This is a genomic window from Rhodococcus sp. NPDC057529, assembly GCF_042802055.1.
In the GTDB taxonomy this organism is placed as follows: Bacteria; Actinomycetota; Actinomycetes; order Mycobacteriales; family Mycobacteriaceae; genus Rhodococcus_F.
Window position 1 is genome coordinate 3,868 of record NZ_JBHVEY010000006.1, and the last position, 26,465, is coordinate 30,332.

Genomic DNA, 26,465 nt, shown 5'->3' on the forward strand with positions numbered 1-26,465 from the left:
CCCATCAAACACCCCCACCTTCTCACCCACCCAAAAACCCCCCACGCGAAGGCGCTTTCCCACCCCCCCACCCGTTCCCCAGGGTACGGCCAGGTCACGCCTTCCCGCCGCCGGGCGCCGCTGTCGAACGGCGAACACTGAGCGTCGGGGCGTGCAGGTGGATGCGCCGCGACTGCGACGGTCGCTCCAGCCGCTGCAGCAGGAATTTCGCGGCCTGCGCACCGACCGCGAAGTTGCCGTTGTTGACCGACGTCAGCGACAGGTGCCGGATCCGTGCGAGATACGTGTCGTCGTATCCGACCAGCGAGAGGTCGTCGGGAACTCTCAGGCCGCGGTCGTCGGCCGCCGACAGCGCCCCGACGCAGGTGACGTCGTTGAACGCGAGGATCGCCGTCGGCCGGGGTTCGGCATCGAGCACACGGCCGGCCGCGACGTATCCGCTCTCCTCGGTCATGCCTGCGAACTGCACGGACGCGAGGTCGCCGCACCCGGCCTCGGTCATCGCCTCGATGAACCCGTCGCGGCGCAGAGCGCCCACCACTCCGGGCCCCTGCAGGTAGGCGATTCGCCGGTGGCCGAGGTCCAGCAGATGCCGGGTGGCCAGCCGGGCGCCGGCGATGTCGTCGTCCGCCGCGATGTCGACGTTCGGCAGACTCGGTTCGTGGGTTCCGGCGAGGACGACGGGGACGAGGGCCGCGGCCCGTTCGATCGCGGGTCCGGCGTCGGTGGTTCCCACCACCACCAACCCGTCGATCCGCTGCGACAGCAGGGTCTCGACGGTGTCCCGTCCGACGCGCTGATCGAGGTGGCTGTCGGCCAGCACCGGCGCGATCCCGACGGCGTCGAGCGTCGTCGTCATGCCCTCGAGCAGTTCGACGAACCACGGGTTGCGCAGGTCGTTCAACATCACCCCGACTGTGCCGCTGCGCGATTCGGACAATCCGCGGGCGATGGTGTTCGTCCGGTAGTCGAGTTCCTTCATGGCTTGGGTGACCATCTCGCGGCGGGCGGGGCTGACGTTCGCCTCGCCGCGGAGCACCCGGGACACCAGCGATTTCGACACCCCCGCTCGCGCGGCGACGTCGCGGATCGTCGGTGGGCGAAACGACGACGCTCCCGGCGCGGCGTCCGTCGTCTCGCCCTCGGCCGGGCCGCGATCTGATTCGTTCACGAGGGACAGCATATGGAGCCGGGCCCGTGTTACGCTCACCACAACTGGGACCGGTCCACGTTTGTCCCTTTCCGGAAGGAGCCGAGTTGAGCGAGCACGGGAGTCTGCGGCTGTCCGCGGGCATGGTCGGCGGCGGGCAGGGTGCCGACATCGGCAAGACCCACCGCTACGCGATGCGCCTGGACGACCGATACGACCTGCAGGCGGGGGTCTTCGGGCGGGACGCCGCGGCGTCGGCGCAGATCGCGGACAGCCTCGGCGTGCCGGCCGAGCGCACCTACCGCGACTACCGGGACATGGCCGAACGGGAATCCACCCGCGAGGACGGCGTCGACGTGGTGGCCGTGACCACTCCGAACGACAGCCACTTCGACATCGCGCGCACATTCTTGGAGGCGGGCATCTCGGTGGTGTGCGAGAAGCCCCTCACCCGCGACTCCGATTCGGCGGCGGAACTCGTCGCGATCGCCGAGGCATCCGGCGCCATTCTGGCCGTCCCGCACTGCTATTCGGCGTACGCCATGGTCCGGCACGCGGCCCGGATGGTGCGCGACGGCGAGCTCGGACGCATCCGGTTCGTGGCGGTGGAACACGCGTCCGGGTGGGCGGCGACGCCCCTCGAACTCGGCGAGCACCGGCAGGCGCGGTGGCGCACCGACCCCGACGTCGCGGGATTCCCCAGCGTCGTCGGCGATCTCGGCACCCACGCCTTCCAGCTGTTGCGTTTCGTCACCGGTCTCGAGGCCACCCGGGTGTCGGCCGAACTGGGCACTCTCGTTCCCGGACGGCGGGTGTTCGACAACGCCACTGTGCGCCTCACCCTGTCCAACGGGGCACCCGCGACGCTGTGGGCGAGCATGGCCGCCACCGGCAACGAGCACGGCCTGAGCATCCGGGTCTTCGGCGACACCGCGAGTATCGAATGGCGACACGAGGATCCGCACCACCTGACGGTCCGCGACCTCGACGGCAGCACCACGATCCTCGCGCAGGGAATGCGCACGCTGTCCGAGGACGCCACCCGACTCACCCGTCCCGGTCTGGGACACCCCGAGGGATTCCTCGAGGCATTCGCGAACTTCTACCGCGACCTCGCCGAAGAACTCCGCTCCCGCCGCGACGGCGAGCCCACCACCATCCGCGATCTGTCCTTCCCCACCGGACGCGACGGGCTGATCGGCGTCCACTTCGTCGAGGCCACGGCCGCCTCCCACGACGCCGACTCGGCCTGGATCGTTCCCGCTTTCGCACACGAAAAGGTCGGTATCTGACATGCAGCGTTTCGCCCTCATCGGAGCCGGATTCATCGGCGGCGTTCACGGCGCCAACCTCGCCGCACACCCCGACGTCGACCTGGCCCTCGTCTTCGACATCGACCTCGCGCGCGCGACGGACCTCGCCAAGCGGCACGGCAGCCGCGCGACCACCGATCTCGCGGAAGTCTTCGATCCCACGGCGATCGACGCCGTCTTCATCGCGTCGTCCACCGACACCCACGCCGAGCATCTCCGCACCGCGGCGACGGCGGGAATCCCGGCCCTGTGCGAGAAGCCCATCGACCTCGACCTCGCGCGCGCCGTCGACGTCGTGCGCTTCGCCGACTCCCGGTCGCTGCGGGCGATGGTCGATTTCAACCGCCGCTTCGATCGCGACTACGCCGAACTGCAGCGGGTGGTCGCGGCCGGCGAGATCGGCTCGGTGGAGCTGATCCAGATGACCAGCCGGGGTCCGTCGATGCCGCCGCTCGAGTACATCGCCGTCTCCGGCGGGCAGATGCGCGACCAGACCGTCCATTTCTTCGACCTGGCGCGGTGGATCTCCGGACTCGATCCGGAGTCGGTGTTCGCGACCGGTTCCACACTGGCCGAACCCCGCCTCGCCGAGTACGGCGACGTCGACACGTCGGCGGTCACCCTGCGTCTGCCCGGCGGCGCACTCGTCCAGATCGACTGCACCCGTCGGATCGGCTACGGCTACGACGAACGCATCGAGGTGCTCGGTTCCACCGGCATGGTCGAGGCGCGACGTCAGCGCGCCGGGTCCGTTTCCCGGTACAGCGCAGGCCGCGTCGTCGACGACGGGATGCACGCGGGATGGTTCGAGAGGATCAGGGCCAGTTACCGCATCGCACTCGACCACTTCGTCGACGCACTGGAGAACGGCGCCGCCATCGGACCCACGCTGTCGGAAGCGTTGAAGGCGCAGGCGATCGCCGAGGCCGCGACCCGCTCACTCTCCAGCGGTCGGATGGAGCCGATCGACTACCCGGCCTGAACCCTGGTCACACCGGGTCGCCGCGGACGACGACGTCGGCCCGGGCGCGGCCGGGTGCAACCAACGCGGCGTTGCGTTCGTCGCTGCGCCGCACCCACTCTCGCGCCTCGTCGGGTGACTTGCCGAACCGGACGTGCCGCTCGACGAGGCGCGCGACGCGCTCGTCCCCGTCCGGGGCGAGGAACCACGCTTCGTCGAGCAGGGCACGCACCGCCGACCACGGTCCCTCGTCGAGGAGGAGGTAGTTGCCCTCGGTGATCACCAGCGGAACGTCCGGCGGGACGGCGATCGACCCGGCATAGGACTCCTCGACGTCGCGGTGGAACTGGGGGGCGTACACCGTCTCGCCGTTCGGTTCCCGGATCCGGTGCAGCAGTGCCACGTACCCGGCGGCGTCGAAGGTGTCGGGTGCCCCCTTGCGTCCGGCCCGGCCGAGGCGGGCCAGTTCCGCACCCGCCAGGTGGAACCCGTCCATGGGCACGACCACCGCGGACGATCCCAGCGCCGTCAGCACCGCCGCGGCGACGGTGCTCTTCCCCGAGCCCGGCAGTCCCGCGATGCCGAGAACGCGGCGCGTGCCCGGTTCGGCCAGCGCCCGGGCGCGCGCGACGAGTTTCTCGAGTCGACCCACCTCTTCTACGGTGTCACGTAGAACGTGCCGACGCTCGGTGTGCCGTACACGTCGTAGAGGCCAGGGAGATGAGCGGTCACGGTGACGACCACCTGACCGGGGCCGGTCATGACCGCATCACGATCAGGATGCTGGTCGGTGATGACCCCGGAGGCTCCGGTCGACAGGTTGATCCACTGGAACTCGTACCCGTAGCCGTCCGGGGTCGGATAGATCTGCCCGTGTCCGTGGTGGACGACGGGGTTGTAGAACGCGCCGCCGCGGGTCAGCGGCCAGCCGACCACCGTTCCGGGGATTTGGAGGGTGGTCACGCCCTCGAAATGTGGCGGTTCGGCATTCGCCGGCACCGAACACCCGATCCATGCGCTCACCGCGAGCACACCGATCGTCGACTTTCGCACTGTTCGACTCACGTCGATCCCTCCCCTGGTTCGGATTCCGCTGATATGTCCGATTCCGGGGACGATTCGTTACGGATCGAAATCTTCGTGTCAGAAGACCGTTCCGACGTCGTTGGCGACCAGGTGGTCCAGGGCGCGCTCGGCAACGGCGGCGATGGTCATCGACGGGTTGCACGCCGCGGTGTTGCCGGGCATCAGCGCGCCGTCGAGCACATACAGCCCGCGCTGGCCGAGCACCCGGCCTTCGAGATCGCAGACCGAGCCCATCGACGCCCCGCCGAGCGGGTGCCAGGTGGAGGGGACCACCGCATTGGTGTCGGTGAGGATGCTTGCGGGACCGGCGATCTGCCGCACCATCGGGTCGATGCGGCCGTTCTGGATGACGGCGTCGCCGTCCCTCGGCCAGCGCAACACTGCGTCGCCGGCGGCCGGGTCGTACACGAAACTCCCCCGCCCCTCGCTGACGCCGTAGCCGACCAGCATGGTGCTGCGCGCGTCGAAGGACAGCGGGGGTATCGACGCCTGGATGACCGTGGCCGCGGAGGCGGGGTCGTCCCAGTTCAGGCTTCCGTAGACCACCGGGCCGCCCTGCGGGGCGCCGAATTCTTGGTCGAGGCTCGTCCAGACGTAGATCCGGTCGGCGTTGGTACCCCAGCCGGACCCGAGCCCGTCGGGCAGGTCCGGAATCCGGCCCGTCGCCGCAGCGCGCACCAGCAGTTTGGTGGTGTTCAGGCTGCCGGCGGCCATCACCAGGGCATTCGTGGTGAGGATCTTGTTCTCGAGCACGGTGCCGGCTGTGTCGATCCGGTCGACGTACACCGTCCAGCGCCCGTCCGCGGCCCGCTCGACGTCGGTGACCTGGTGCAGGGTTTCGACCGTCACCCGGCCGGTCGCCTCCGCGGCGGCGATGTACGTGACGTCGACCGAGTGCTTGCCGCCGTTGTTGACCCCGAGTGCGCCGTCGCCGTTGGTGTACGAGGGCTTCATGCGGCCACGCAGTTCGTCGAGCGCGAAGTTCCAGTCGATCGGCATCGGGATCTTCGACACCGGGAGTCCCGCGCGCTGTACGTTCTGCGCAAACACCCGTGCCGCCTGGTAATTCGGGCTGTCGATCAACTCGTCGGGGGCGACGCAGAGCTGCAACATGCGCGCGACCCGCGGATAGTGCACCCGGTCCATCGTGGCCCAGTCGAGCGCGTCGGGCAGATGCGTGTTGAAGACGGCCTCGGCCGGCTGCAGCGTCATCCCCTGGTAGACAAGGGAACCGCCGCCGACGCCCGCGGCGCACAGTGCGGTCATGTTGTCGCCGGGCACCGCCTCGAGAAGGCCGGTGTACGGCTCGAGCGCCACCGGCCTGCCGAACAACTGCGGACTGGACCGGTACCAGAGGATCCGCTTGTCCGGGGCGGTGGCGCGGGGAAAGGTCTCCGCGTCCGGTCCTGTCGGCCAGCGCATTCCGCGCTCGAGCACCAGAACCGGCGCGCCCGCCTCCGCGAGTCGAAGCGCCGCGACGCCGCCACCGAATCCCGACCCGACGACGATGACCCGGTGGTCTTCGCGCGTGAGCGGAACGGTGCTACGGCGGCCGGTCCCGGCCTGCGCGACAGACGGATTCGCCAGCGCGAGACCCGCGGCGGCGGCCCCGGCGAGAAAGGAACGGCGATTGAGTGCAGGCACAGATTTCCCCCAGATCACAGACGGACTCACTCGGCGAGATGTCGATCGATCAGCGTGGAGCACTTCACTTGGCCGTGCTCAAACTAGACACTCCGAGCAGGATGTGTCAAGAATTATCTGCGACTGCCGTTACGAGCTGGACGGCATCGCCGGCAGCAGCCAGCGGGTGAGGAAGCTGCGCAGGTCGTCGTCGGCGTGCACGGCGTCGTCGTCGAACAGAACCACCGACAGCGCCAGCCTCAGTGCGATCTCGACGATGTCGTCCAGGCTCGACTCCACGCCGGGGTCGCGCTCGGCGAGCGGCGCGAGCAGTTCGCGCGCCACGGGTTTCGCGCGCGACATCATGCCGGTGTCGAACACCGGGTTGCCCCGCTCCGCCTGGAGCAGGGCGGCCAGCACCGGATGCGTGCGCACCGCTTCCCGGCCCGCGACGATGAGTTCGACGACGTACTCGCAGGTGGTGTCGGTGGCGTCCAGCCGGGAGTGGATCCCGCCCAGCACCTCGACGGCGAGACCGGAGATCGCCTGCGAGACCAGTTCCTCGCGCGACCCGAAGTTGGAGTACACGGTCTGCCGCGTGACGCCCGCACCGCTGGCGGCCGCCGCGATGGTGACCCCTTCGAAGCCGTCGCTCGCGATCAATTCGAGCGTGGCGTCCAAGATCTTCCTCCGCGACCGCATGCGCCCATTATCGAGCACGATCCCGATCGGCCCGGTCGCGACTGCTCGGCGCCTCCGCCGCGACCGCGGGCTCGGCATCCACGTCGGTGGTGCCCAGCCGCGCGTAGAGGTCGGGGTTGCGTCGTGCGAGCCGCATGCCGAGCGCCAACCCGATCACGAGGCTGGCCGGCGTGACGGCGACGAGGATCGTATTCACGGCGGGTCCGGCGGCGGTGAGCAGGTCCATCTTGGCCACGATGAGCCACGTCGCGTAGATCAACATGGCAAGGGCAGCCGCGGGAGCTACCCGCACCCGCCAGACCGAATGCCCGCGGCGGTCCCGCCAGAAGAACGCGAGAACGGCTGCGGCGGCCATGGCCTGGAGCACGACGATGCCCACGACGCCCGGCGAATTCACCCAGAGCAGGAGTTGGAGGTAGGGATCGGCGCCTGCGAGCGCGAACCCGGCGATCACGATCGCCGCGAGCAGACTCTGCGCGGCGCTCGCCACGTACGGCGACTTGTAGACCGGGTGCAGCTTGCCGAGCACCCGGGGCAGCACGTGCTCGCGCGACAACGCGAAGGCGTAGCGGGTGATCGCGTTGTGGAACGCCAGCAGGCTCGCGAGGATGCTCGTGATGATCAACAGTTCCATGAGCGTGCTCGCCCAGCCGCCGACGTAGTTCTCGATGGCGTCGAAGTACATTGCGGCGGGGTCGGAGGCGGCGAGCGCGAGCGCCTGATCGGGCCCGTACGCCTGGATGATTATCCACACCATGAAGGCGTAGAAGAGTCCGAGGAACGCGACGGCCAGGTACGTCGCCCGGGGGATCGTGCGGGACGGATCCTTCGCCTCCTCCCGGTACAGGGCGGTCGCTTCGAACCCGATGAACGCGGCGAACGCCAGCGTCAGCACCCCGCCCAGGCCGGGGCTGAACACGTGGGCGGGAGCGAACGACTCGACACCGAGGCCCTCGGCGCCGCCTCGGAGGAGAACGGCGACGGCGAGTAACACCAGGATCCCGGTCTCGGCGCTCAGCAGCAGGATGAGGAACCGTGCGCCGACGTGGACCGATCGCGACCCGAGGAACCAGATGAGCCCGACGCCGATCAGCGACCACAGCCCCCACGGAAGGTCCAGGCCTACCAGATCGGCCATGGTGGAATGGGTGAAATACCCTAGGGCGCCGAAGATCCCGATCTCGAGGGCGTTGTAGGACACGAGGGCGAGGACCGCGGCCGCCAGACCCCATCGGGGGCCGAGTCCGATCGAGATGTACGAGTAGAACGCTCCCGCGTTGTGGATGTACTTGCTCATCGCGGTGAAGCCGATCGCGAACACGCCCAGCGCCAGTCCGGCCAGGATGTACCCGCCGGGCGCCCCGATCCCCCCGACGTTCAGCGCCAGGGGCGCGACGCCCGCCATCACCAGCAACGGCGCGGCGGCCGCGACGACGAAGAACACGATGCCGGCGGTGCCGAGGGCGCCGCCCTCGAGTTGCGCGCCGGAGGCGGGTCCGGGTGCGGTTTTCTTCATGAGGAACTTCTCCAGTCCGGGCAGGGGCGCGACGGCGGGGAAACCAGGGCGCGGATACGCGACGAGAAACAATCGAATGTGTTTCGATTAGACTAGAACGAAGTGACCGGCGCCACAAGGGCATAATCGAATGAATTTCGATTGGAAAGGTGGGTGCAGCGATGGGCAGACCCCGCGTCGCACGCCTGGACCGCGAACGAATCGCGGAAGCGGCACTCGAACTGGTCGATCGCGACGGCGACTTCCGGATGCCCGATCTGGCCCGGCACCTGAACGTGCAGGTGTCGTCGATCTACCACCACGCCAAGGGCCGCGCCGCCGTCGTCGAACTGGTGCGGCACCGCGTCGTCCGGGAGATCGACGGATCGTCGTTCGAGCGTCTGCCGTGGGACGAGGCCCTGTCCGAGTGGGCGCGGTCGTACCGGGCAGCGTTCAGCAGGCACCCCACGGCCATTCGCCTCCTCGCCACCGAGACGGTGCGCGATCCCGGTTCGCTGTCCGTGTATCACTCGGCGGCCACCGGTCTGCGCGACGCGGGCTTCCCGGACGACCACATCATGGCCGTCATCACCGCCGCGGAGAATTTCCTTCTCGGGGCCGCCCTGGACGCGGCTGCGCCGGAGGTCATGATCGAAGCGGACGCGACGACGTCGGACGATGCGCTGACCCGGGCGCTCGCCGCCGCACCCCGCGGCCCGGAGCGGGCCGAGCAGGCGTTCGAACTCGGCCTGGCGGCGCTGCTGGCGGGCTTTCGTGCCCTGCTGCAGGACCGCGGCGCGGTGCGGCAATAGCATCGGTCGTCAGTGAACCCGCTTGCCGCCCAGCCAGGTTCGGGTCACGGCAAGCTCGCCGAGCGCCTGCGTGGACGACAGGTCGTACGGATCGGCCGGCAGCTGAATCATGTCGGCGCGCATTCCCGGCAGCAGCCGGCCCCACCGGCCCTCCTCGAATCCCTGGTAGGCGACGCCGGCCGAATATGCGGCGAGGGCCCGTTCGAGGCCGACGCGTTCCCGCGGCAGCCATCCCTCCGACGGGATGCCGGACGGTGTCTGCCGGTGGATCGCGGTGGCGATGCCCTTGATCGGCTCGTAGGCGGTGATGGGCCAGTCGCTGCCGAAGGCCACCCGCGCGCCGCGCTCGGACAGCGTTCCGATCCGATACTGCTGCGCGCTCCGCTCGGCGCCGATCCGAGGGATCGTCAACTCCGTCATCAGGGCGTCGAGTTGGGCCCACAGCGGCTGGAAATTCGCGACCGCCCCGAGCGAGACGAACCGGCCGAGGTCGTCGCCGTCGACCAACTGCAGATGCGCGATGGTGGCGCGACGATCACGAGGACCGTTGCACCGGTCGGCGTACTCGATCGCGTCGAGCGCCATGCGCACCCCCGCGTCGCCGATGGCGTGGATGTGGATCTGGAATCCCAGCCGGTCCACCTCGGCCGCCGCCCGGCACAGTTCGTCCGTCGTCCAGTTGCTGATGCCGTGGGAGTGCGGACAATCCGTGTACGGCGCCAGCAGGGCCGCGGTGCCTGCCTCGATCACGCCGTCGGCGAAGAACTTGACCGTTCCCGCCTTGACCGTGTCGCCGCCGCGCAGCCCGACCCGCTCGCGTGCCGCAGCGAACGCCTCCCGGTCGGACTCCCAGCTCTCCGGGGTGGCGCGGAACGCGAGATTGGCGCGGGTGGCGAGTAGTCCGCGGTCCGCGGCCGTCAGCCAGACGTCGACGTCGTCCAGTTCGGTCCACGCATCCTGCACCCACGTGATGCCCGCGGCGGCAAGCATTCTCGACACCGAGGCGAGCGCGTCGACCCGGACGTCGAGAGTCGCCTCCGGCACCAGCGCGAGCACCGGATCGATCGCACCCCATTCACGCAGGGTGCCGAGCAACTCGCCGTCGGCGGTCCGCACGATCTCGCCGCCGGCCGGGTCCGGGGTGTCCCGCGTCAGGCCGGCCCGCCGCAGCGCCTCACTGTTGACCCAGGCGGTGTGATGGTCCATCGTGCGCAGGACCACCGGCCGGTCCGGGACCACGCTGTCGAGCCAGCGCGCCTCGAAGCGCCCGCCGGGCGCGAGCGTCGGCGACACTCCGTCCCCGAAGACGCACTCGGTCGCGGGGTTTTCGTCCGCCCAGCGGCGCACCTCGCGGAGGACCTCCTCGATGCTGACGCAGTCGCGGATCGCGGCGCCGCGTAGTCCGAGGCCGCCCAGCAGGGGGTGGACGTGCCCGTCGCCGAACGACGGCAACAACGCGCCGCCGTCCAAGTCGATCACCTCGGTACCGCTCGCCCGCAGGGCGCGTGCCCGCTCACCCAGCGCGACGACGCGACCACCGGCGACGGCGAGCGCATCGCTGACGGACAGGTCGGGATCGCCAGTGTGCACTGTGCCTCCGACGACCAGCAGTTCGGCGTCCACGGCCCCTCCTTCAAATAATCGAATATGATTCGATTAAGCTAGGTCGTGCGCGGGCCGACGTCAAGAGATGCCGGGTCAAGGGGTGAAAACCGAGAATCCGAACGCCTCTTGCGGATCGTAGACCGGTCGTATACAACTGGTGTACGGCCTTTGGTGATCGGCTTCACAGTCGGACGGAGGCAAGAGAAAAAGCGGGCTCGGCGGCTGTTGGAGCAACCACCGAGCCCAGGCAGCACCATCTGCGCGACCGTTCGAGTCGCCTACTTGCAGGTAGGCGCAAGGACGTGCAGCTCGTCACGTAGCGACGATTCGACCTAGGAGTCGACTATGGCAACCGCCAACGACAAATCTATCAATCGCAGACCACACACCAGCCTGCCCGTCATCGCAGGTTCGAGTCTCGCCGGAACCGCAGTCGAGTGGTACGACTTCTTCCTGTACGGAACCGCGGCGGCGCTGGTGTTCAACAAGCTGTTCTTCCCCACCGACGATCCCCTGGTGGGCACGATGCTCGCGTTCGCCACCTACGCGGTCGGCTTCGTGGCACGCCCGCTCGGCGCCGCGGTGCTCGGGCACTACGGGGACGTCAAAGGCCGGCGCGCCACCCTGATCGCCAGCCTGATGCTCATGGGAGTGTCGACCTTCCTCATCGCGTTCCTGCCCACCTACGCGTCCATCGGCGTCGCCGCACCGCTGATCCTGGTGCTCCTGCGGCTGGTGCAGGGCTTCGCCCTCGGCGGCGAGTGGGGTGGCGCCGTCCTGCTGGTCTCCGAACACGGCGATTCGACGAGACGGGCGTTCTGGTCCTCGTGGCCGAATCTCGGTCCGCCGCTGGGTAATCTGCTGGCCGCCGGAGTGCTCGCGGTCCTCGGTTCCACGCTGTCGGAGGACGCGTTCCTGTCCTGGGGGTGGCGGATCGCGTTCGGGCTGTCGGCGCTGCTGGTGATCATCGGTCTGGTGCTCCGGCTGTACGTCGCGGAGACCCCGCTGTTCGAGCAGTCGCGGGACACCGCGCCCGCCGAGAACAAGGGCATGCCGCTCGCCGCGGCCGTCCGGGGACACTGGCGCCAGATCCTCCTCGCAGCCTTCACCCGCTTCGGCGAGAACGCAGGCTTCTACATCTTCTCGCTGTTCGTCATCACCTATATCACCCAGATCCTCGAACTCGACCGCAGCACCGGGTTGAACGCCGTCATGATCGGCATGGTCGTCGCCCTGGTGACGATCCCGATGTTCGCGGTGCTCGCCGACCGGATCGGCCGACGACCGATCTACATCGGCGCGTCCGCCGCCACCATCGTGTGGGCGTTCGTGTTCTTCGCCCTGCTCGACACGAAGAATCCGGCGGCAATCACCCTCGCGGTGGCGGTGGGGCTGCTGATCTTCGCGGCCTACAGCGCCGTGATCGGCGCGTTCTTCTCCGAACTGTTTCCCACCGAGGTCCGGTACTCCGGAGTCTCGCTGGCCTACAACCTCGCGTCGGTCCTCGCCGGTTCGCTGGCCCCGATCATCGCGATCGCGCTCTACACCCGGTTCGGCACCGGATACGCCATCGGTGCCTACCTCGCCGCCATGGGAGTCATCTCCCTGATCGCCTCACTCCTCGCGCGGGAGACGCAGTCCGTGGATCTCGCGGCCGTGGGTGACGAGGCGACGTCCCGGACGCCGGAAACGCCTGCGTCCGTCATCAACTGACTCTCCTCGAAGGGGCAAGCCATGACGACATCGAAGACCACCGGAGCAACCGCGCCGGAGTTGGCCTACGAGTGGCTGAAGAACACCATCATCACCTTGCCCCGCGACGAAGAGATGTTCCTGTCCGAGGCGCAGGTCGCCGCATCCTCCGGCATCTCACGCACCCCCGTACGAGAGGCGTTGCTGCGCCTCGAGGCCGAAGGCTTCATTCGCCGGGTGCCCCACAAGGGCGCGTTCATCCCGGCGTTGTCCGACAGCGACGTCGAAGCCATCATGCAGGCCCGCCGGGTGGTCGAGGAATGGTCCGTCACCGAAGTGGCGCCCCAACCGGGCCTGGTGCCGGACCGGCTCCGCATCCTCCTGGAACTACAGGAGAACGACACCGACCCGGTCGATTTCATCGCACACGACCTCGAATTCCACACGGCCATCATCCGCGCGGCGGGCAACCCGCTGATGAACAACTTCTACAGCTCGCTGCGGGACCGTCAGATGCGGATGGGAATCCGCATCGTCATGGCCGACGAAACCCGTAAGAAGCAGGTCCTCGTCGAGCACCGCGCCATCGCCGACGCGATCGCGGCCGGAGATCCCGCCGCTGCCGTCCAGGCGGTGCGCGAGCACCTCGACACCACGCTGCAATCCATGAAACGGCCGAACATCTAACGGCACGAAGGAAACCCATGAAGATAGCCCTGGCCCAGCTGGCCAGCCCCGATTCCGAAACCCCCGCGCACCGGCTCGAACGCGTGCGCCACCTCCTGACCCGACTCGACGACAGCGTCGACCTCATCGTTCTGCCCGAACTGTGGCGCGTGGGATACAGCCACTTCGACGACTACGCCACGGCCGCCGAAACTCTCGGCGGCGGAACCGTCCAGGTCCTGGCCTCCGTCGCCGTCGAGCGGCGGTGCTACATCCACGCCGGCAGCATCGTCGAACAGGGTGAAGCAGGCAGACTGCGCAACACGGCGGTCCTGATCGGCCCGGACGGCCAGATCCACCACCACTACAGCAAAGTTCACGTGTTCGGATACGCCTCCCTCGAGGCGCAACTCCTGCAGCCGGGAACGCAGATTCACACCACCGACACCCCGTTCGGCCCGATCGCGGCCACCACCTGTTACGACCTGCGGTTCCCCGGACTGTGGACCGAATTGGTCTCCGCCGGAGCCAAACTCGTCATCGTTCCGGCGGCCTGGCCGAAGGCACGCAGGGAGCATTGGCGGCTGCTGACGTCGGCCCGCGCCGTCGACAACCAGGTCTTCGTAATCGCCTGCAACGCCACCGGAACCCACAATTCCGTCGAACTCGGCGGCCACAGCCGGATCGTCGACCCGTGGGGAACGGTGATCGCCGAGGCCGATTCGTCCGAGGGCATCACCATCGCCGAGATCGACCCCACCGCGGTCGACCGCACCCGCGCCGAGTTCCCGGTCCTGAGCGACCGGCTCGACGACTACAGCTTCCTCAACCGCAGAAAGGTCCTGTCATGACCGGCGCCACCACGCAGGTGCTCACCTTCGACACCCTCGACTCTTCCGAGACCCTGCGATTCGACGACGTCCGGACCCTGGTCGCCGGGTACACCGGCCGGGACGAAGCGGCGGTGCAACATCACATCGACGAACTCGCGGCCATCGGTGTCGCACCGCCGGCGCAGGTCCCGATGTTCTACCCCGTCGAGATGGCGACGATCACCACCGCGTCGCAGGCCCCGGTCACCGGCGCGCACACGTCGGGCGAGGTGGAGCCGGTGCTCCTGCGGCACCGGGGGCGGTACTACCTCGGTGTCGGCTCCGATCACACCGACCGCCGACTCGAGACCGTCGACATCGGCGACTCCAAGCGCGCGTGCCCGAAGCCGGTAGGCCCGGCCGTCGTCGAGATCGAGGACTGGGCGTCGTTCGACTGGGACGCGTGCCGGGCCCGATCGTGGGTCGACGGAGTGCTGTACCAGGACGGCACACTCGCCAATCTCCGCACCCCGCACAACCTTCTGCAGATCTTCGCCGACCGGATCGGCGACACCGGCGAGGACCTGCTCTGCTTCGCGGGCACCCTGCCGCTGCTCGACGGAAAGTTCACGCCCGGACACCGGTGGGACCTCGAACTCACCCTGCCCGACGGCCGGACCCTCACCCACACCTACACCACCGAAGGACACTGACATGCGCACCGGAGCCGACTACCTGGCCTCCCTGAACGACGGGCGAGTCGTGCTCGTCGACGGGGAGAAGATCGACGACGTCACCACCCATCCGGCGTTCGCACCCGTGACCCGGACGATGGCCGAGATGTTCGACCTCGCCGCGGACGAGGCCAACGGCATGCAGTACGTCGCGCCCGAAACCGGGAACCCGGCCAATCGGGTGTTCTCGATTCCGCGGTCGCGGGAGGAACTCGCGCAGCGGCGGGAGGCCATCGAGCGGTGGGCGCGGCACACGCACGGCTGGATCGGCCGCAGCCCCGACCACGTGGGGACGTTCCTCGCCGCGTTCGCGGCGCATCCCGAGGTGTTCGCCGCCGACCGCGACCACGATTTCGGGGCGAACGTCTCCGCGTTGTACCGGCGCCTGCTCGACGAGAACCTCTACGTCTCGTACGCGATCATCCCGCCGCAGGTCTCCCGGGCGACGACGGCGTCCGGCTGGGAGGGCGAATACCTGCAGGCCGGCGTCGTCGAGGAGACCCCGGAAGGTCTGGTCATCCGCGGATCGCAGATGCTTGCCACCGGCGGCGCGATCGCCGACGAAATCTTCGTCTCGTGCATCAAACCGCTCGGCCCGGACGACAAGGACTTCGCCGTCGGATTCGTCGTCCCGGCCAACGCCCCCGGCCTCAAGCAGTACGTCCGGCGCCCGTACGTCCCGGCCGCGACGAGTTCGTTCGACTACCCCCTGACCTGCCGCTACGACGAGCCCGACTCGCTCCTCGTCTTCGACGACGTCCTCGTCCCGTGGGATCGGGTGTTCGTCGACCGCGACACCACCGGTGTCCGCCGTCAGTTCTTCGAGACGGGCGCACACGTTCTCGGCAACTGGCAGGCGCAGATCCGGTTCGCGACGAAGCTGGAATTCATCGCCGGCGTCGCGCGTCGCGTCACCCAGGTCAACGGCGTCGACAAGATCCCCAGCGTGCAGGAAAAGCTCGGCGAACTCGCCGCGCTCGTCAGCGGGGTCCGGTCCGCGGTGCTGGCCGCCGAATACACCGCCGAGCCCGATTCGGCGGGGATGTGGTTGCCGGGCAGGCAGGCCCTGTACGGGTCGATGGGCCTGCAGTCGGAGATCTACCCGCGGGTGATCGCGATCCTGCGCGACCTCGTCGGCGGCGGCGTGCTGCAACTCCCGTCCAGCGTCAAGGACCTCACCAGCCCGCTGACGTCCCGCGACATCGAACACTACGTCCAGTCGCCGGGAGTGCCGTCCGAGGAGCGCATCAAACTCTTCAAACTGGCCTGGGACATCATCGGCTCCGAGTTCGCCGGACGACACCAGCAGTACGAAATGTTCTACGCCGGCGCTCCCTTCGTGGTGAAGGGCGCGTACACGTACCGCAACTACGACTACGACAGCGCCGTCGCGGCAGTGCAGCAGTTCACCGACGGCTACAAAGCGGAAAGCGAGTAAACCCTCATGGCCAAGCCCGAATTCGAATTCTTCCCGGTCACCGGCGTCGAGTGGACCGTGTGCCCCGGTGACGACCCGAAGATCACCGAGCGCATCCTCTCCAAGGACCCCGAGGGCAACGTCGCCACCCGGATCCTGCGCTACGAAGCCGGCGCCGACTCCACCCCCATGGGCGTGCAGAAGCACGACTTCTGGGAGGAGGTCTACATCCTCGAGGGGTCGTTCACCGACCTCACGCTCGGCGAGACGTTCACCGCCGGAATGTACGCGTGCCGGCCGCCCGGCATGCCCCACGGCCCCTGGAGCACGGACGAAGGCGTCGTCACCTTCGAAGTCCGGTACCACAGTAAGTAGGCCCGCGATGACCCTTCCGGCATTCCACGCCCCCACCCCCACGGACATGCGGCGCAGCATGGGCCGGTTCACCACCGGAGTCGCCGTCGTCAGCGCCGACGACGGCGACGGCGACCCCAGCGCCATGACGATCAGCTCGCTGACCTCGATCAGTCTGGACCCGGCGATCCTGCTCGTCTCGCTCACCCACGGCTCCCGCACCACCGAGGCCGTGGAGGCCGCGGGCGCGTTCGCCGTCTCGATCCTCGGGTCCCGCCAGGAAGCACTCGCCCGGCGGTTCGCCACCCGGGGCGGCGCCCGATTCGACGACCTACCCTGCGATCGCAGCCGCTCGGGTCTGCCGCTGATCAAAGACGCTCTGGCCCAACTCGAATGCAGGGTCCACAGCGCCCACGACATCGGGGACCACCGCGTCTTCTACGGCGAAGTCGCCGACATGCGCTGCCGCGAAGGCACCGGCCTGGTGTTCTATTCGGGGCGGTTCGGCGACTTCCACGACTTCGGCCACGACGAGGTGCCCTGGTTGTTCTGATCGGCCCGCTGGGCACGTGCTCGCCGGCGCATCCCTCGTGGTGCGCCGGCGATCGCACTCTTGTGTCCGGCTCCGTCCCGAAGGGGCTCGTCACCTGATCGCGGCGGACCAGTTCGGGGGGGTGACCGAGGACCATTGCGGGACAGCCCTTCTGATGCAGGAAGACACCAGACGTGGGGTGCAACCTGTTCAAGGTTGTCGCGAGCGGGTGAGAGACTGCTCCGCGTGCATGCGTTCATCGACGAATCCAAGCGGGGCGAGTACGCCCTGTGCGCGGTGACGGTCGCAACCGGCGACCTCACGGAGCTGCGGAAGAAGATGAACGCGCTCCGCCCACCCGGACACACCCGCATTCACATGACCGGTGTCGGGAAGAAGCTGGCGCCGAAGATTGTCGCCGAGGTAGCCCGGCTCGAGGCGACCAGCCGGATCTATCTGATGAGTTCACGGAAGGTCAACGAACGCCAGGCCCGCGACGTCACCTTGGCTGCCGCGGTACGGGATCTGGCGCAGATTCCGGTGACGAACCTGGTCATCGAGTCGTGCGATCAGGACCACGAGGACAACCGCATCATCCGCAACGAACTCGGCGCCGCGGCCCCGTTCCGGTACGAACACGACCGACCCTCGAATCCGCTCTTGTGGTTGCCCGACGTCCATGCCTGGGCCTGGGGGCGAGGCGGCAGCATGCGCGCGAAGATCGCGCACCGCATCACCGTCGTGCGGGTATAGAAACACGAGAACGCCCCTCTAGGAGCGAGGGGCGTTCGTCGTATGTTGGTGGGCGCGCAAGGCTGGAAACCGCTAAGTGGGGCTGCCTACAGGGGTACTTACGCCCCGGAGACCTCCTACACGAACCACTTCCCTCGGCTACTGCCTCGGACATTCACATTATGTGTGTGCGGTTGCCTGGACGCAACCGCGAGAGGGCTTCCGCTTCCGCGGAGCGTCTCCATGCGATCACCGGCGGTCCTTCGTGGTCGGCTGCGGCGACCGTCCAGACATCGGACTGGGGCGTGAATTGTGCAACAATAGTGCACGTCAGTGCGGACCTGATCGACTCAGGAAGGGAAGATTTTCATGCCCCCGAACCGCGTTCGCATCGAGCGCTCGACACGGTACGTTCGATGTTGTTGTACAACATGACGGGTGAGGTTCCGATGACGACGCTGCCCACTCGTCCCGGCGAGTCAGGTGACACACGATGGTGCTAGCTGCGGGCGCAGACCCGGACAACGAGGGCGGCCCCGATGCGGGCGCCAACCGGACGCTGCAGGCGTATCACGATCTGCGCGCCCTGATCCTCTCCGGCCATTACGCACCGGACTCCCGCCTCACCGAGTCGGGACTCACCACCCAACTCCAGGTCTCACGCGGGACGATCCGTTCGGTGCTGGCACGCCTCGCGCAGGAAGGCTATGTCACCACCGAGGCGAACCGGAGCGCTCGCACCCGCTCGTTCTCGGTGGACGAGGCGATCGAGATACTCGAGACCCGCGCGGTCCTGGAGTCGGCGCTGGCAGCGAAGGCCGCCGAACGCGCCACCGAGGCGGACATCGCCGCGATGACCGAGACCTGTAAGCGCATGTGGGACTTGCAGGTACCCGGCGGACGCGAGGAATACTGGAATCTCAACCGCAAGTTTCACGAACAGGTGAAGCGGGCGGCACGGCAGGCCACACTCACCAGGTTCGTCGACAGCCTGCTCTATCCGCTCGTCATGCAGCAATACCGCGACGCGGACCGTCGCGCGAACCCGCGCACCGACTCCGTCAGGGAGCACGAGGCCATCCTCGCGGCGATCGTCACGCACAACCCGGAGTCCGCCGCCGCGGCCATGCGGCATCACCTGTCTTCGGCCCGGCGAGCCCTTCAGCTGAACTTCCCGACGTCGGACGACCAGCTGCGGAAAGGATGAACGGGGTTTCATGACCGATGTGATCATCGCCGGTGGTGGACCGACCGGCATGATGTTGGCCGCCGAATTGCGACTGCACGATGTGGACGTGCTGGTGCTGGAGAAGGAGGTCGAGCCGAACGAACAGGTCCGTTCGCTCGGCCTGCACGTGCGCAGCATCGAGATCCTGGATCAGCGCGGACTGCTCGAACGGTTCCTCGAGCACGGCAAACAGTACCCGGGTGGCGGTCGCTTCGCCGGCATCGACAAACCATGGCCCGAACACCTGGACACCGCGCACGCCTACATTCTCGGCATCCCTCAGCCGGTCACCGAACGCCTGCTGGCCGAGCACGCCGCCGAACTCGGTGCCGACATCCGGCGCGGCAGCGAACTGGTCGGCCTGAGCCAGGATTCCGACGGGGTGACCGTCGAACTGGCAGGAACAGGGTCGCTCGGCGAGCAGGTGCGTGCGCGTTACCTCGTCGGCTGCGACGGCGGCCGCAGCACCGTCCGCAAGCTGCTCGGCGTCGGATTCCCCGGCGAACCCGCCAAGGTCGAGTGGCTGCGGGGCGAGATGGAAGTGACCACTCCGCCGGAGGAACTGGCCGCCATCGTGGCCGAGGTCCGCAAGACCCACAAGGGGTTCGGTGTCGGGCCCGCCGGGAACGGCCTGTACGGGGTCGTCGTCCCCGCCGCGAGCGTCACCGAGAACAGCACCGTTCCCCCGACGCTCGAGGAGGTCAAGAGCCAACTGCGAGCGTTCGCCGGCACCGACTTCGGTGTCCACTCACCACGCTGGCTGTCCCGCTTCGGCGACGCCACCCGTCAGGCCGAGCGCTATCGGGCCGGACGGGTGTTCCTGGCGGGCGACGCCGCGCACGTACACCCACCGCTGGGAGGACAGGGCCTCAACCTCGGGATCCAGGACGCCTTCAACCTGGGCTGGAAACTGGCCGCCGAGATCAACGGCTGGGCACCGGTCGATCTGCTGGACAGCTACCACTCCGAACGGCACCCGGTGGGCGCCGACGTACTGAACAACACCCGCGCGCAGAGCGAACTCATGTCCACCGAACCGGGCCCCCAGGCCGTGCGCCGTCTGGTGACGGAGCTGATGGACTTCGAGGTCGTGAACCGATACCTGATGGAGAAGATCACCGCCATCGGGATCCGCTACGACTTCGGCGACGGGCACGAACTGCTCGGCAAACGGCTCCGGGACATCGGCCTCGGGAGCGGGCGCCTGTACGAACAGATGCACCGTGGCCGCGGACTTCTGCTCGACCGGACCGGCAGGCTCTCGATCGACGGCTGGGCGGATCGGGTCGACTCCGTCGTGGATGCCGACGCCGAGTCGGTCGCGCCTGCCGTGTTACTCCGTCCGGACGGCCACGTCGCCTGGGCCGGCGACGACCAGACGGGACTCGACACGCAACTGTCGCGGTGGTTCGGCGCTCCTGTCGGCTGAGCACTGGCGGTGAGGACCTCCTCCCTTCGCGAGGAGGTCCTCGGCCGGCTCAGAACGACACACCGGCCGCCCGCTTCCCCGCGGCGGTCACGACCACAGCGCGACCGTCCATGCCGGGTCCAGGACGACGGTCACGTCGTCGCCCGGGCGAGCACGGAGATGCGCGTCGGCGTGCGCGCGGAGCGATACGTCCCCGACGGTGACGACCATCTCCTGGCGGTCGCCGAGATACTCGGTGGTCACGATGCGCCCCGGGAATCGGTTGGGACCGTGAGTTTCCCGATCCTCGGGGATGATACGGATGTTTTCGGGCCGGATGCACACGAACATTTCCCGGCCGGAGGTGAGCGGGGTCGGTGGGGTGGTGAAACGCTCGCACCGCACCACCCCGACGCTCGTCTTGGCGTCGACGACGCGGTCGCCGGAGCCCGCAGGCCGGTCGAGCACGCCCGGGATGAGGTTGGCACTGCCGACGAAATCGGCCACGAATCGCGTCGCCGGCGAGTCGTAGATCTCGCTCGGTGATCCGATCTGTTCGACCCGCCCACGATTCATGACGACGATCGTGTCGGACATGGCCAGGGCCTCACCCTGGTCGTGCGTCACGTAGATGGTGGTGACGCCGAACTTCTGCTGGAACGAACGCAACTCGGCGCGCAACTGCGAGCGCAGCTTGGCGTCCAGGTTGGACAGCGGTTCGTCCAGCAGCAGGACCTCCGGCTCGCACAGCAGGGCGCGGGCCAGCGCCAGCCGCTGCTGCTGGCCGCCGCTGAGCTGGGTGGACCATCGGTCCGCGTACTCCGACAGGCCCACCTGTTCGAGCATCGTTCGGACGCGACGCTCCCGTTCGGCGCGAGGGTACGTCTTCCGGCCGTACTGCAGGGGAAATGCGGCGTTGTCGAACACCTTCATGTGCGGCCAGATCCCGTAGGACTGCGGCACCATCGCGATCGGCCGGACGTCGGGAGACACGTCGCGTCCCGCCGCGGCGGAGAACACGGCTTGGCCGTTCATCCAGATCTCGCCGCTGTCGGCGGTCTCCAGTCCGGCGAGGCAGCGGAGGGTGGTCGTCTTGCCGCACCCACTGGGCCCGAGCAGTGTGAAGAAGCTGTTCTGCGGCACGGAGAAGCTGACATCGTCGATGACGCGGGTCACCTCGCCGCTGTGCGGGCGGGTGAAGTGTTTCTGCAAGCCGGAGATCTGCACGGAGTGGTCGGAACCAACCAGGGTTTTCATGTTCACGGCACCTCAGATGTGTTGTTGGAAGCCACGGCGGTTGACCCACCAGACGGAGACGGCGGACAGGGCGAGCAGGAGAACCGCGAGGGCGCTGGCCTCGGGATAGTTCGCGCTTTCACCGATCATGTCCCACAGCAGCACCACGACGGTGCGGTTGTCGGAACTGGACAGCAGCAGCGCGATCGGGAGTTCGCCCAGGGAGTTGGCGAACACCCACAGCCACGTGCTCGACACCGCGGGAGCGACGAGCGGGAAGACCACCCGGCGCAGCACGACGGCGTTGGACGCCCCGCTGACGCGGCCCACCTCTTCGAGTCCCTTGTCGAGTTGCAACAGTGCCGTCTGAATCATGCGTGATCCGCGTGGGATGTAGCGGGTGGTGAACGCGATGATGATGATCCAGATCGTGCCGTAGATCGGGATGGGCAGGTACAGGTAGAGGAACAGCACCGCCATGCCGAGCACGACGCTGGGGATGGCGAAGACCAGGAAGGACAGATCGAACAGGCCCCTGCCGAGGCGTCCGGCGCGGGTCGAGGCCAGTGCCAGCCACAGGGCGAACCCGGCGGTCAGCGTCGCCGTGATCAGGCTGATCACCAAGGTGTTGACGACGGCGTGCGTCAGGTTCGGGTTGGTGAAGATGGCGCCGTAGTTGGCGAGGCTGAGCGCACCCAGGTTGTCGAAGTTGATCGGCTGCAGGTACGGGGTCAGGCTCGTCCAGACCAGGGTCAGGATGGGCACGATGATCGCGACGAGAACGTAGAACGAGACGATGCCGGCGACCGGGATGCGCCACCGCCCCAGCCGCACCGGTGTGGACCGGTACCCCTTGCCGCCCACCACCTGGAATCGGTGGGACTCGCGGGTCTGACGCCGGTAGACGGCGATCATCACGAGGGACAGCAGGACGAGCATGATGCCGTAGGCACTGGCCTGGCCGTAGTTGGCCAGACCCGACGGCGGCTGCAGCGACGCCTGGATGAGACTGCTGAACACGAAGATCTGGTCCGGCATTCCGAGGATGGCCGGGATCGCGAACTCCTCGAGCGCGATGACGACGAGCAGCATGCTGGCCGCGGAAATCCCCGGCATCGTCAGCGGCAGAACCACTTTGCGGGTTCGCGTCCACCAGCCTGCACCCGACGTGGCCGCGGCCTCCTCGAATTCGAGGTTGAGCCGGGCGAACGTCGGCGCGAGCATGATGTACATGCCCGGGACACCGAAGATGCCGGCCACCAGGATCATGCCCGGCAGCGAGTAGATGTCGATCGAGAGCCCGAAAACTCGCTCGATGACGATGGCGATCGGGCCGTTGGTGGGGTTGGCGGCCAAGACCCAGGCCACCGCCATGACCGTGGCAGGCACGGCCATGGGGGCCAGCGTGCTCGGTGCGAGGAAACGGCGACCGGGGATGTCGGTCCGCTCGAACAGGTAGGCCAGGCTGACGCTGACGACCAGTGCCAGTGACACGGTGCCGACCACGAAGACGAACGAGTTGAGCGCAACGTCGACCAGGCGCTTCGAGGAGAAGACCGCGGTGAAGTTGGCGAGCGTGAACCCGGAAACCTGGAAGGGCAGCTTGGTCTCGCTGTCCTTGAGGCTGCTGAACAACAGCATGCCCAGGGGGAAGAGCATGAGATAGGCGACGATCGCGCCGATGGCGATGTTGACGCCGACCAGGACGCGGTCCCGGCGCTTGGGGTGGTGTACGTCGTCGGGCTGAGGGCGTACGTCGTCGGGTCGAGGGCGTACGCCGGTGGAGAGCTGGGTGCCGGACTGCATCGCTGAAGTCTCCAAGGGTGAGGGGATAGAGTGTGCCGCCCGTCACGGGCAGCGGTGGCGGCGGTGGGAGCCGTCAGTTGACGTTGGTACCCAAGGCCTCTTCGACCTCGGGGAAGAAATCTGAGAACTGCTCGTACTGCGCGATGTCGGTTTCGCTGAACCATTCGACGCCGGCGTCGCACAGGGCGCCGATGACACGGTTCGTGGCGGCGTCGGTGCAGTCCGTGTTGGTGGGAATGACCGAGTTGTACGTGCCGACCAGTGCCGACTGGCCTTCTTCGGAGGCGAGGAAGGCGGTGAGCAGGCGGCCCGCCGCCGGGTGCGGTGCGCCGTCGGCCACGAACAGGTAGGACTTGTTGGCGTTCGTGGGGCCCACCGGTGCGACGGCGACCGGCGCGCCCTTCGCCTCGTCCTCGAGCACGAGGTTGATGAGGTCGGTGCCGACCGGCGTCTGACCGGACACGACGAGTGTGTGAGCCTGCGTGGTGTTTTCCGTGTAGTGGGGCTGCTGCTCGGCCAGCCGGGACGCGTAGTCGAGACCGGCGTCGGCGCCGAGGGTCGGATCCTGGGCCCACACGGTCATGAAGGACCCACGCGACTCGACACTGAGTTTTCCGCCGTTCCATCGCGGATCGAGCAGGTCGTCCCAGCTCGCGGGCACATCGCCCGGTGCCAGGGCGTCGGTGTTGTAGGCCCAGACCTTCGGTACCGCCCACACGTAGACGAAGTCGTCGGCGAAGATCTGGTCGCTGGGCACCTCGTAGGATGCCCAGTCGACCTTCGCCGCCATGGACTGCGACGGCAGAACCGTGAGCCCACCCGCGTTGGACACATCGAACGTCACGCGGTCGGCGGCCTGCTCCACATTGAGCTGGGTGACCAGATCCGGAGCCTTCTTGTTCGTGTACCTGACCTCGATCCCCGGGTACTTCTTCTCGAACGCGTCGATGGCCGGCTTCATCTGAGCCTCCGGCTTCGGCGCGAACCAGACGACCTCCCCTTCGGCCTTGGCCGCCTGGTACAGCTCGTCGAGGTTCTTGGTGTCCGGAACGGGCGGCGGACCGCCGCAGGCGGTCAGGACGACGGCGACTGCCATGACCGAGGCCATGCAGAGCCTGCGCCGAAAGCGCTTCATAGCGATCAACATTCCTTCGCGGCGGTGGTGACGGAGCTGCCCTGGGAGAGCCCGTACAGCCGGCCGGCGGTGCCGCCCGCGATCAACTCCAGGTCGGATGTGTCGAGTGACGGCAGTTGCTCCCTGATGAGGTCGGCCAGCTCCGCCAGCGATCCGGCCGAGGCGGGGAAGTTCGAACCCCACATGACGTGGGCCGCCCCGAACTCCTCGATCAGCGTGCGGACCAGCGGTGCCGCGGATCCGCTCTCGCGCTGCGCGCGGAGTACGGCCGGCGGCGTGATCTTGATGAACACGCGGCCCGTCTCGCTGAGCTGGGGAACTCCGTCCGCGCTCGGGTACGGCGCGGAGTCCAGTTGCGGTCGGCCCGCGTGGTCGAGGATCGCGGTGAGTCCCGGGTACTGCTGAAGGAGCCCGGCGAGGATCGGAGCGTGCTGGGCGTGCATCTGGATGCAGACCGGCACCCGGCGGTCGGACAGGAACTGCCAGACCGGCGCCATGCGCTCGTCGTCGAGTCCGCGGCCGGGTGTCGGGACGGCGGTCGTTCCGTCCGCGGCGCGGATGCGGACCCCCGAGAAGCCCCGCTCGTCGATCCAGTGGTGGAGGTCGTCGACCACCTTCGGGGAGAGGAAGTCCACCGAGCACACCCCGCTGAGGCGGTCGGGGTGCCTCGAGAGCTGGTCGGCTACGTAGCTGTTGTCGAATCCGTACACCGTGGAGGCCTGGACGACGACCAGGTGGTCGACGTCGGCGGCATCGGCCGCTCGCAGCAGGCCGTCGATGTCAGTGGGCCGTTCCTGGGACCAGGTGGACCGGTGTCCGCCGAGCGGGTCTGCGGGGTAGGCATCGGTGTCGGGCGAAATGATGTGGGTGTGTGTGTCGACGCTGAACATCTGTACCTCACGGCTGGTGGGTGGGGTGGCGGGCGGACAGTGGCGGGCGGGCGCGCTCAGGCGAGGTCGCCGAGGTGCCGGGTGAAGTCGTCGAGGAGTTCGGCCACCGTCACGGGTGTGCGGATGACGTTCTGCTGCAACGCGTAGTCGATCGCGATCTGCAGACCGGCGACGAGCTCGTCGGTCACTCCGAAGCGGAGGGCGCGCACGCGGGGACCGGGCTCGGTTTCAGCGGCCTTGCGCGCCTCGATCCGGTCTCCGAAAGCCTGGTAGAGCGCCGACACCGTGCGCGGCTCGGCCTCGAGGAGGTCGCGCCGGACGGTGAGCACGTGGTTGATCGGCACCGTCTTGTGCCGGGCTCCCCATGCCTCCTCGGCCTCCCGCCAGTTCGGGATGATCGGCACCAGCGGCCCCTGCGCCCCGTCGAGCGCCGGCGGACCGAGGACGGCGGCCACGACATCGCCGCGCTCGAGCACGTCGAGCACCTTGCCGGTCGTGCGTTCGACGTTCGGCGGCTCGACATAGCCGGCGACGTGCGGCTCCTCGGTGGTCACCCAGGTGACCTCCTTGGCGTCGACGCCGAATTCCTCGTGCAGGATTCCGCGCACCCACAGACCGGTCGTCTGGCTGTAGGCCCGGACCGCGACCCGCCTGCCCGCCAGGTCCGCCGGGCTGATCTCGGCCGAACCGGGCCAGCGGGTCAGGGAGTGGTGGTGGAAGTCGCCGCTGAGTACCACCGGCAGAAGCGCGATCGGGGCTCCTGCCTCGCGGGCCTGCAGATAGGTGGCGATGGCCAATTCGCTGAAGTCGTACCGGAGCTCACGCACCATGGGAGCGAACGCCTTGTAGATCGGATCCGCTGCCGCGAGCTCGACGGGATGTCCCTCGACGCTGAAGCCGGGTTCCGCGAGGAACGCCGTGTGCGGGTAGGACTTCGCCGCGATGGACAAGGTTGTGGACATGAATACAACTCCTCTGTTGCGTCCGTACCCGGGGAGTGCATGTGGTGTGCCTCCGAACCCGGGGAGTGCACTGGTGTCAGTGCGCCGATGCCGTCATTCGACCGATGAGTGAAA

At 68.1% G+C, this 26,465-nt stretch carries 25 protein-coding genes; 13 read left to right on the forward strand and 12 right to left on the reverse strand.

What is annotated here, in order from left to right; all coding sequences use genetic code 11:
- Positions 1–94: 94 nt before the first annotated feature.
- Complete coding sequence (locus ACFU5V_RS13085; RefSeq protein ID WP_378699656.1) at positions 95–1,171, reverse strand: LacI family DNA-binding transcriptional regulator; 1,077 nt, start codon at positions 1,169–1,171, stop codon at positions 95–97.
- Positions 1,172–1,257: 86 nt separating this feature from the next.
- Between ACFU5V_RS13085 and ACFU5V_RS13090 the strand changes: the two genes are divergently transcribed.
- Entirely contained in the window at positions 1,258–2,442 is a 1,185-nt protein-coding gene (locus ACFU5V_RS13090) for a Gfo/Idh/MocA family protein (protein ID WP_378699658.1), read from the forward strand.
- A 1-nt stretch (position 2,443) separates the two neighbouring features.
- On the forward strand, positions 2,444–3,445 hold the full coding sequence (locus ACFU5V_RS13095; protein WP_378699661.1) for a Gfo/Idh/MocA family oxidoreductase: 1,002 nt from the start codon (positions 2,444–2,446) through the stop codon (positions 3,443–3,445).
- 7 nt (positions 3,446–3,452) lie between these two features.
- Here the strand turns inward: ACFU5V_RS13095 and ACFU5V_RS13100 are convergent, their stop codons facing one another.
- The 5 genes from ACFU5V_RS13100 to ACFU5V_RS13120 form a co-directional block, all read right to left on the reverse strand.
- Positions 3,453–4,076 (reverse strand): nucleoside/nucleotide kinase family protein, encoded by a 624-nt coding sequence (locus ACFU5V_RS13100; protein WP_378699663.1) that lies wholly within the window; start codon positions 4,074–4,076, stop codon positions 3,453–3,455.
- 5 nt (positions 4,077–4,081) lie between these two features.
- Positions 4,082–4,489: a hypothetical protein gene (locus tag ACFU5V_RS13105; protein WP_378699665.1), complete on the reverse strand. Its 408-nt coding sequence runs from the start codon at positions 4,487–4,489 to the stop codon at positions 4,082–4,084.
- A gap of 78 nt (positions 4,490–4,567) precedes the next feature.
- A complete protein-coding gene (locus tag ACFU5V_RS13110) occupies positions 4,568–6,154 on the reverse strand; it encodes a GMC oxidoreductase (protein WP_378699667.1) in 1,587 nt (528 codons plus the stop codon).
- 129 nt (positions 6,155–6,283) lie between these two features.
- Positions 6,284–6,835: a TetR/AcrR family transcriptional regulator gene (locus ACFU5V_RS13115; RefSeq protein ID WP_378430762.1), complete on the reverse strand. Its 552-nt coding sequence runs from the start codon at positions 6,833–6,835 to the stop codon at positions 6,284–6,286.
- Positions 6,836–6,842: 7 nt separating this feature from the next.
- Complete coding sequence (locus ACFU5V_RS13120; RefSeq protein WP_378699669.1) at positions 6,843–8,351, reverse strand: APC family permease; 1,509 nt, start codon at positions 8,349–8,351, stop codon at positions 6,843–6,845.
- 161 nt (positions 8,352–8,512) lie between these two features.
- Here ACFU5V_RS13120 and ACFU5V_RS13125 point away from each other — a divergent pair, with 161 nt between their 5' ends.
- On the forward strand, positions 8,513–9,142 hold the full coding sequence (locus tag ACFU5V_RS13125) for a TetR/AcrR family transcriptional regulator (protein ID WP_378699671.1): 630 nt from the start codon (positions 8,513–8,515) through the stop codon (positions 9,140–9,142).
- Positions 9,143–9,151: 9 nt separating this feature from the next.
- Here ACFU5V_RS13125 and ACFU5V_RS13130 read toward each other — a convergent pair whose 3' ends face one another.
- On the reverse strand, positions 9,152–10,765 hold the full coding sequence (locus ACFU5V_RS13130) for an amidohydrolase (RefSeq protein ID WP_378699673.1): 1,614 nt from the start codon (positions 10,763–10,765) through the stop codon (positions 9,152–9,154).
- Positions 10,766–11,092: 327 nt separating this feature from the next.
- Between ACFU5V_RS13130 and ACFU5V_RS13135 the strand changes: the two genes are divergently transcribed.
- The 10 genes from ACFU5V_RS13135 to rox all read left to right on the forward strand — a co-directional run bounded on the left by ACFU5V_RS13135 (position 11,093) and on the right by rox (position 20,343).
- A complete protein-coding gene (locus ACFU5V_RS13135) occupies positions 11,093–12,460 on the forward strand; it encodes an MFS transporter (protein WP_378699675.1) in 1,368 nt (455 codons plus the stop codon).
- Between the two features lie 21 nt (positions 12,461–12,481).
- Positions 12,482–13,126: a GntR family transcriptional regulator gene (locus tag ACFU5V_RS13140; RefSeq protein ID WP_072943549.1), complete on the forward strand. Its 645-nt coding sequence runs from the start codon at positions 12,482–12,484 to the stop codon at positions 13,124–13,126.
- Positions 13,127–13,143: 17 nt separating this feature from the next.
- Positions 13,144–13,956 (forward strand): carbon-nitrogen family hydrolase, encoded by an 813-nt coding sequence (locus ACFU5V_RS13145; RefSeq protein ID WP_378699677.1) that lies wholly within the window; start codon positions 13,144–13,146, stop codon positions 13,954–13,956.
- On the forward strand, positions 13,953–14,630 hold the full coding sequence (locus ACFU5V_RS13150; protein ID WP_378699679.1) for a DUF2848 domain-containing protein: 678 nt from the start codon (positions 13,953–13,955) through the stop codon (positions 14,628–14,630). Before ACFU5V_RS13145 ends, ACFU5V_RS13150 begins: the two co-directional genes overlap by 4 nt.
- Before the next feature lies 1 nt (position 14,631).
- Positions 14,632–16,089: a pyrrole-2-carboxylate monooxygenase subunit gene (locus ACFU5V_RS13155; protein ID WP_378699681.1), complete on the forward strand. Its 1,458-nt coding sequence runs from the start codon at positions 14,632–14,634 to the stop codon at positions 16,087–16,089.
- A gap of 6 nt (positions 16,090–16,095) precedes the next feature.
- Complete coding sequence (locus ACFU5V_RS13160; protein ID WP_378430756.1) at positions 16,096–16,443, forward strand: cupin domain-containing protein; 348 nt, start codon at positions 16,096–16,098, stop codon at positions 16,441–16,443.
- Between the two features lie 7 nt (positions 16,444–16,450).
- The gene (locus tag ACFU5V_RS13165; protein WP_378699683.1) at positions 16,451–16,975 is read left to right on the forward strand and encodes a flavin reductase family protein; all 525 of its coding nucleotides are present in this window, start codon (positions 16,451–16,453) and stop codon (positions 16,973–16,975) included.
- Between the two features lie 225 nt (positions 16,976–17,200).
- Positions 17,201–17,707 carry a hypothetical protein gene (locus ACFU5V_RS13170; protein WP_378434402.1) on the forward strand — a complete coding sequence of 169 codons (507 nt, stop codon included), beginning with the start codon at positions 17,201–17,203 and terminating at the stop codon, positions 17,705–17,707.
- Positions 17,708–18,179: 472 nt separating this feature from the next.
- Entirely contained in the window at positions 18,180–18,893 is a 714-nt protein-coding gene (locus tag ACFU5V_RS13175; protein ID WP_378699685.1) for a GntR family transcriptional regulator, read from the forward strand.
- 10 nt (positions 18,894–18,903) lie between these two features.
- Positions 18,904–20,343 (forward strand): rifampin monooxygenase, encoded by a 1,440-nt coding sequence (gene rox, locus ACFU5V_RS13180; RefSeq protein ID WP_378699687.1) that lies wholly within the window; start codon positions 18,904–18,906, stop codon positions 20,341–20,343.
- A gap of 87 nt (positions 20,344–20,430) precedes the next feature.
- On the opposite strand, the gene ACFU5V_RS13185 is transcribed toward rox, so the two are convergent.
- From ACFU5V_RS13185 to ACFU5V_RS13205, 5 genes are all read right to left on the reverse strand, one after another.
- Positions 20,431–21,579: an ABC transporter ATP-binding protein gene (locus tag ACFU5V_RS13185; RefSeq protein ID WP_378434408.1), complete on the reverse strand. Its 1,149-nt coding sequence runs from the start codon at positions 21,577–21,579 to the stop codon at positions 20,431–20,433.
- 12 nt (positions 21,580–21,591) lie between these two features.
- Positions 21,592–23,364, reverse strand: a complete 1,773-nt coding sequence (locus ACFU5V_RS13190) for an ABC transporter permease (protein WP_378434410.1) — start codon at positions 23,362–23,364, stop codon at positions 21,592–21,594.
- Positions 23,365–23,437: 73 nt separating this feature from the next.
- A complete protein-coding gene (locus tag ACFU5V_RS13195; protein WP_378699690.1) occupies positions 23,438–24,499 on the reverse strand; it encodes an extracellular solute-binding protein in 1,062 nt (353 codons plus the stop codon).
- Positions 24,500–24,504: 5 nt separating this feature from the next.
- The gene (locus ACFU5V_RS13200; protein ID WP_378699692.1) at positions 24,505–25,389 is read right to left on the reverse strand and encodes an amidohydrolase family protein; all 885 of its coding nucleotides are present in this window, start codon (positions 25,387–25,389) and stop codon (positions 24,505–24,507) included.
- Positions 25,390–25,445: 56 nt separating this feature from the next.
- Complete coding sequence (locus ACFU5V_RS13205; RefSeq protein WP_378699694.1) at positions 25,446–26,351, reverse strand: hypothetical protein; 906 nt, start codon at positions 26,349–26,351, stop codon at positions 25,446–25,448.
- Positions 26,352–26,465 lie beyond the last annotated feature (114 nt).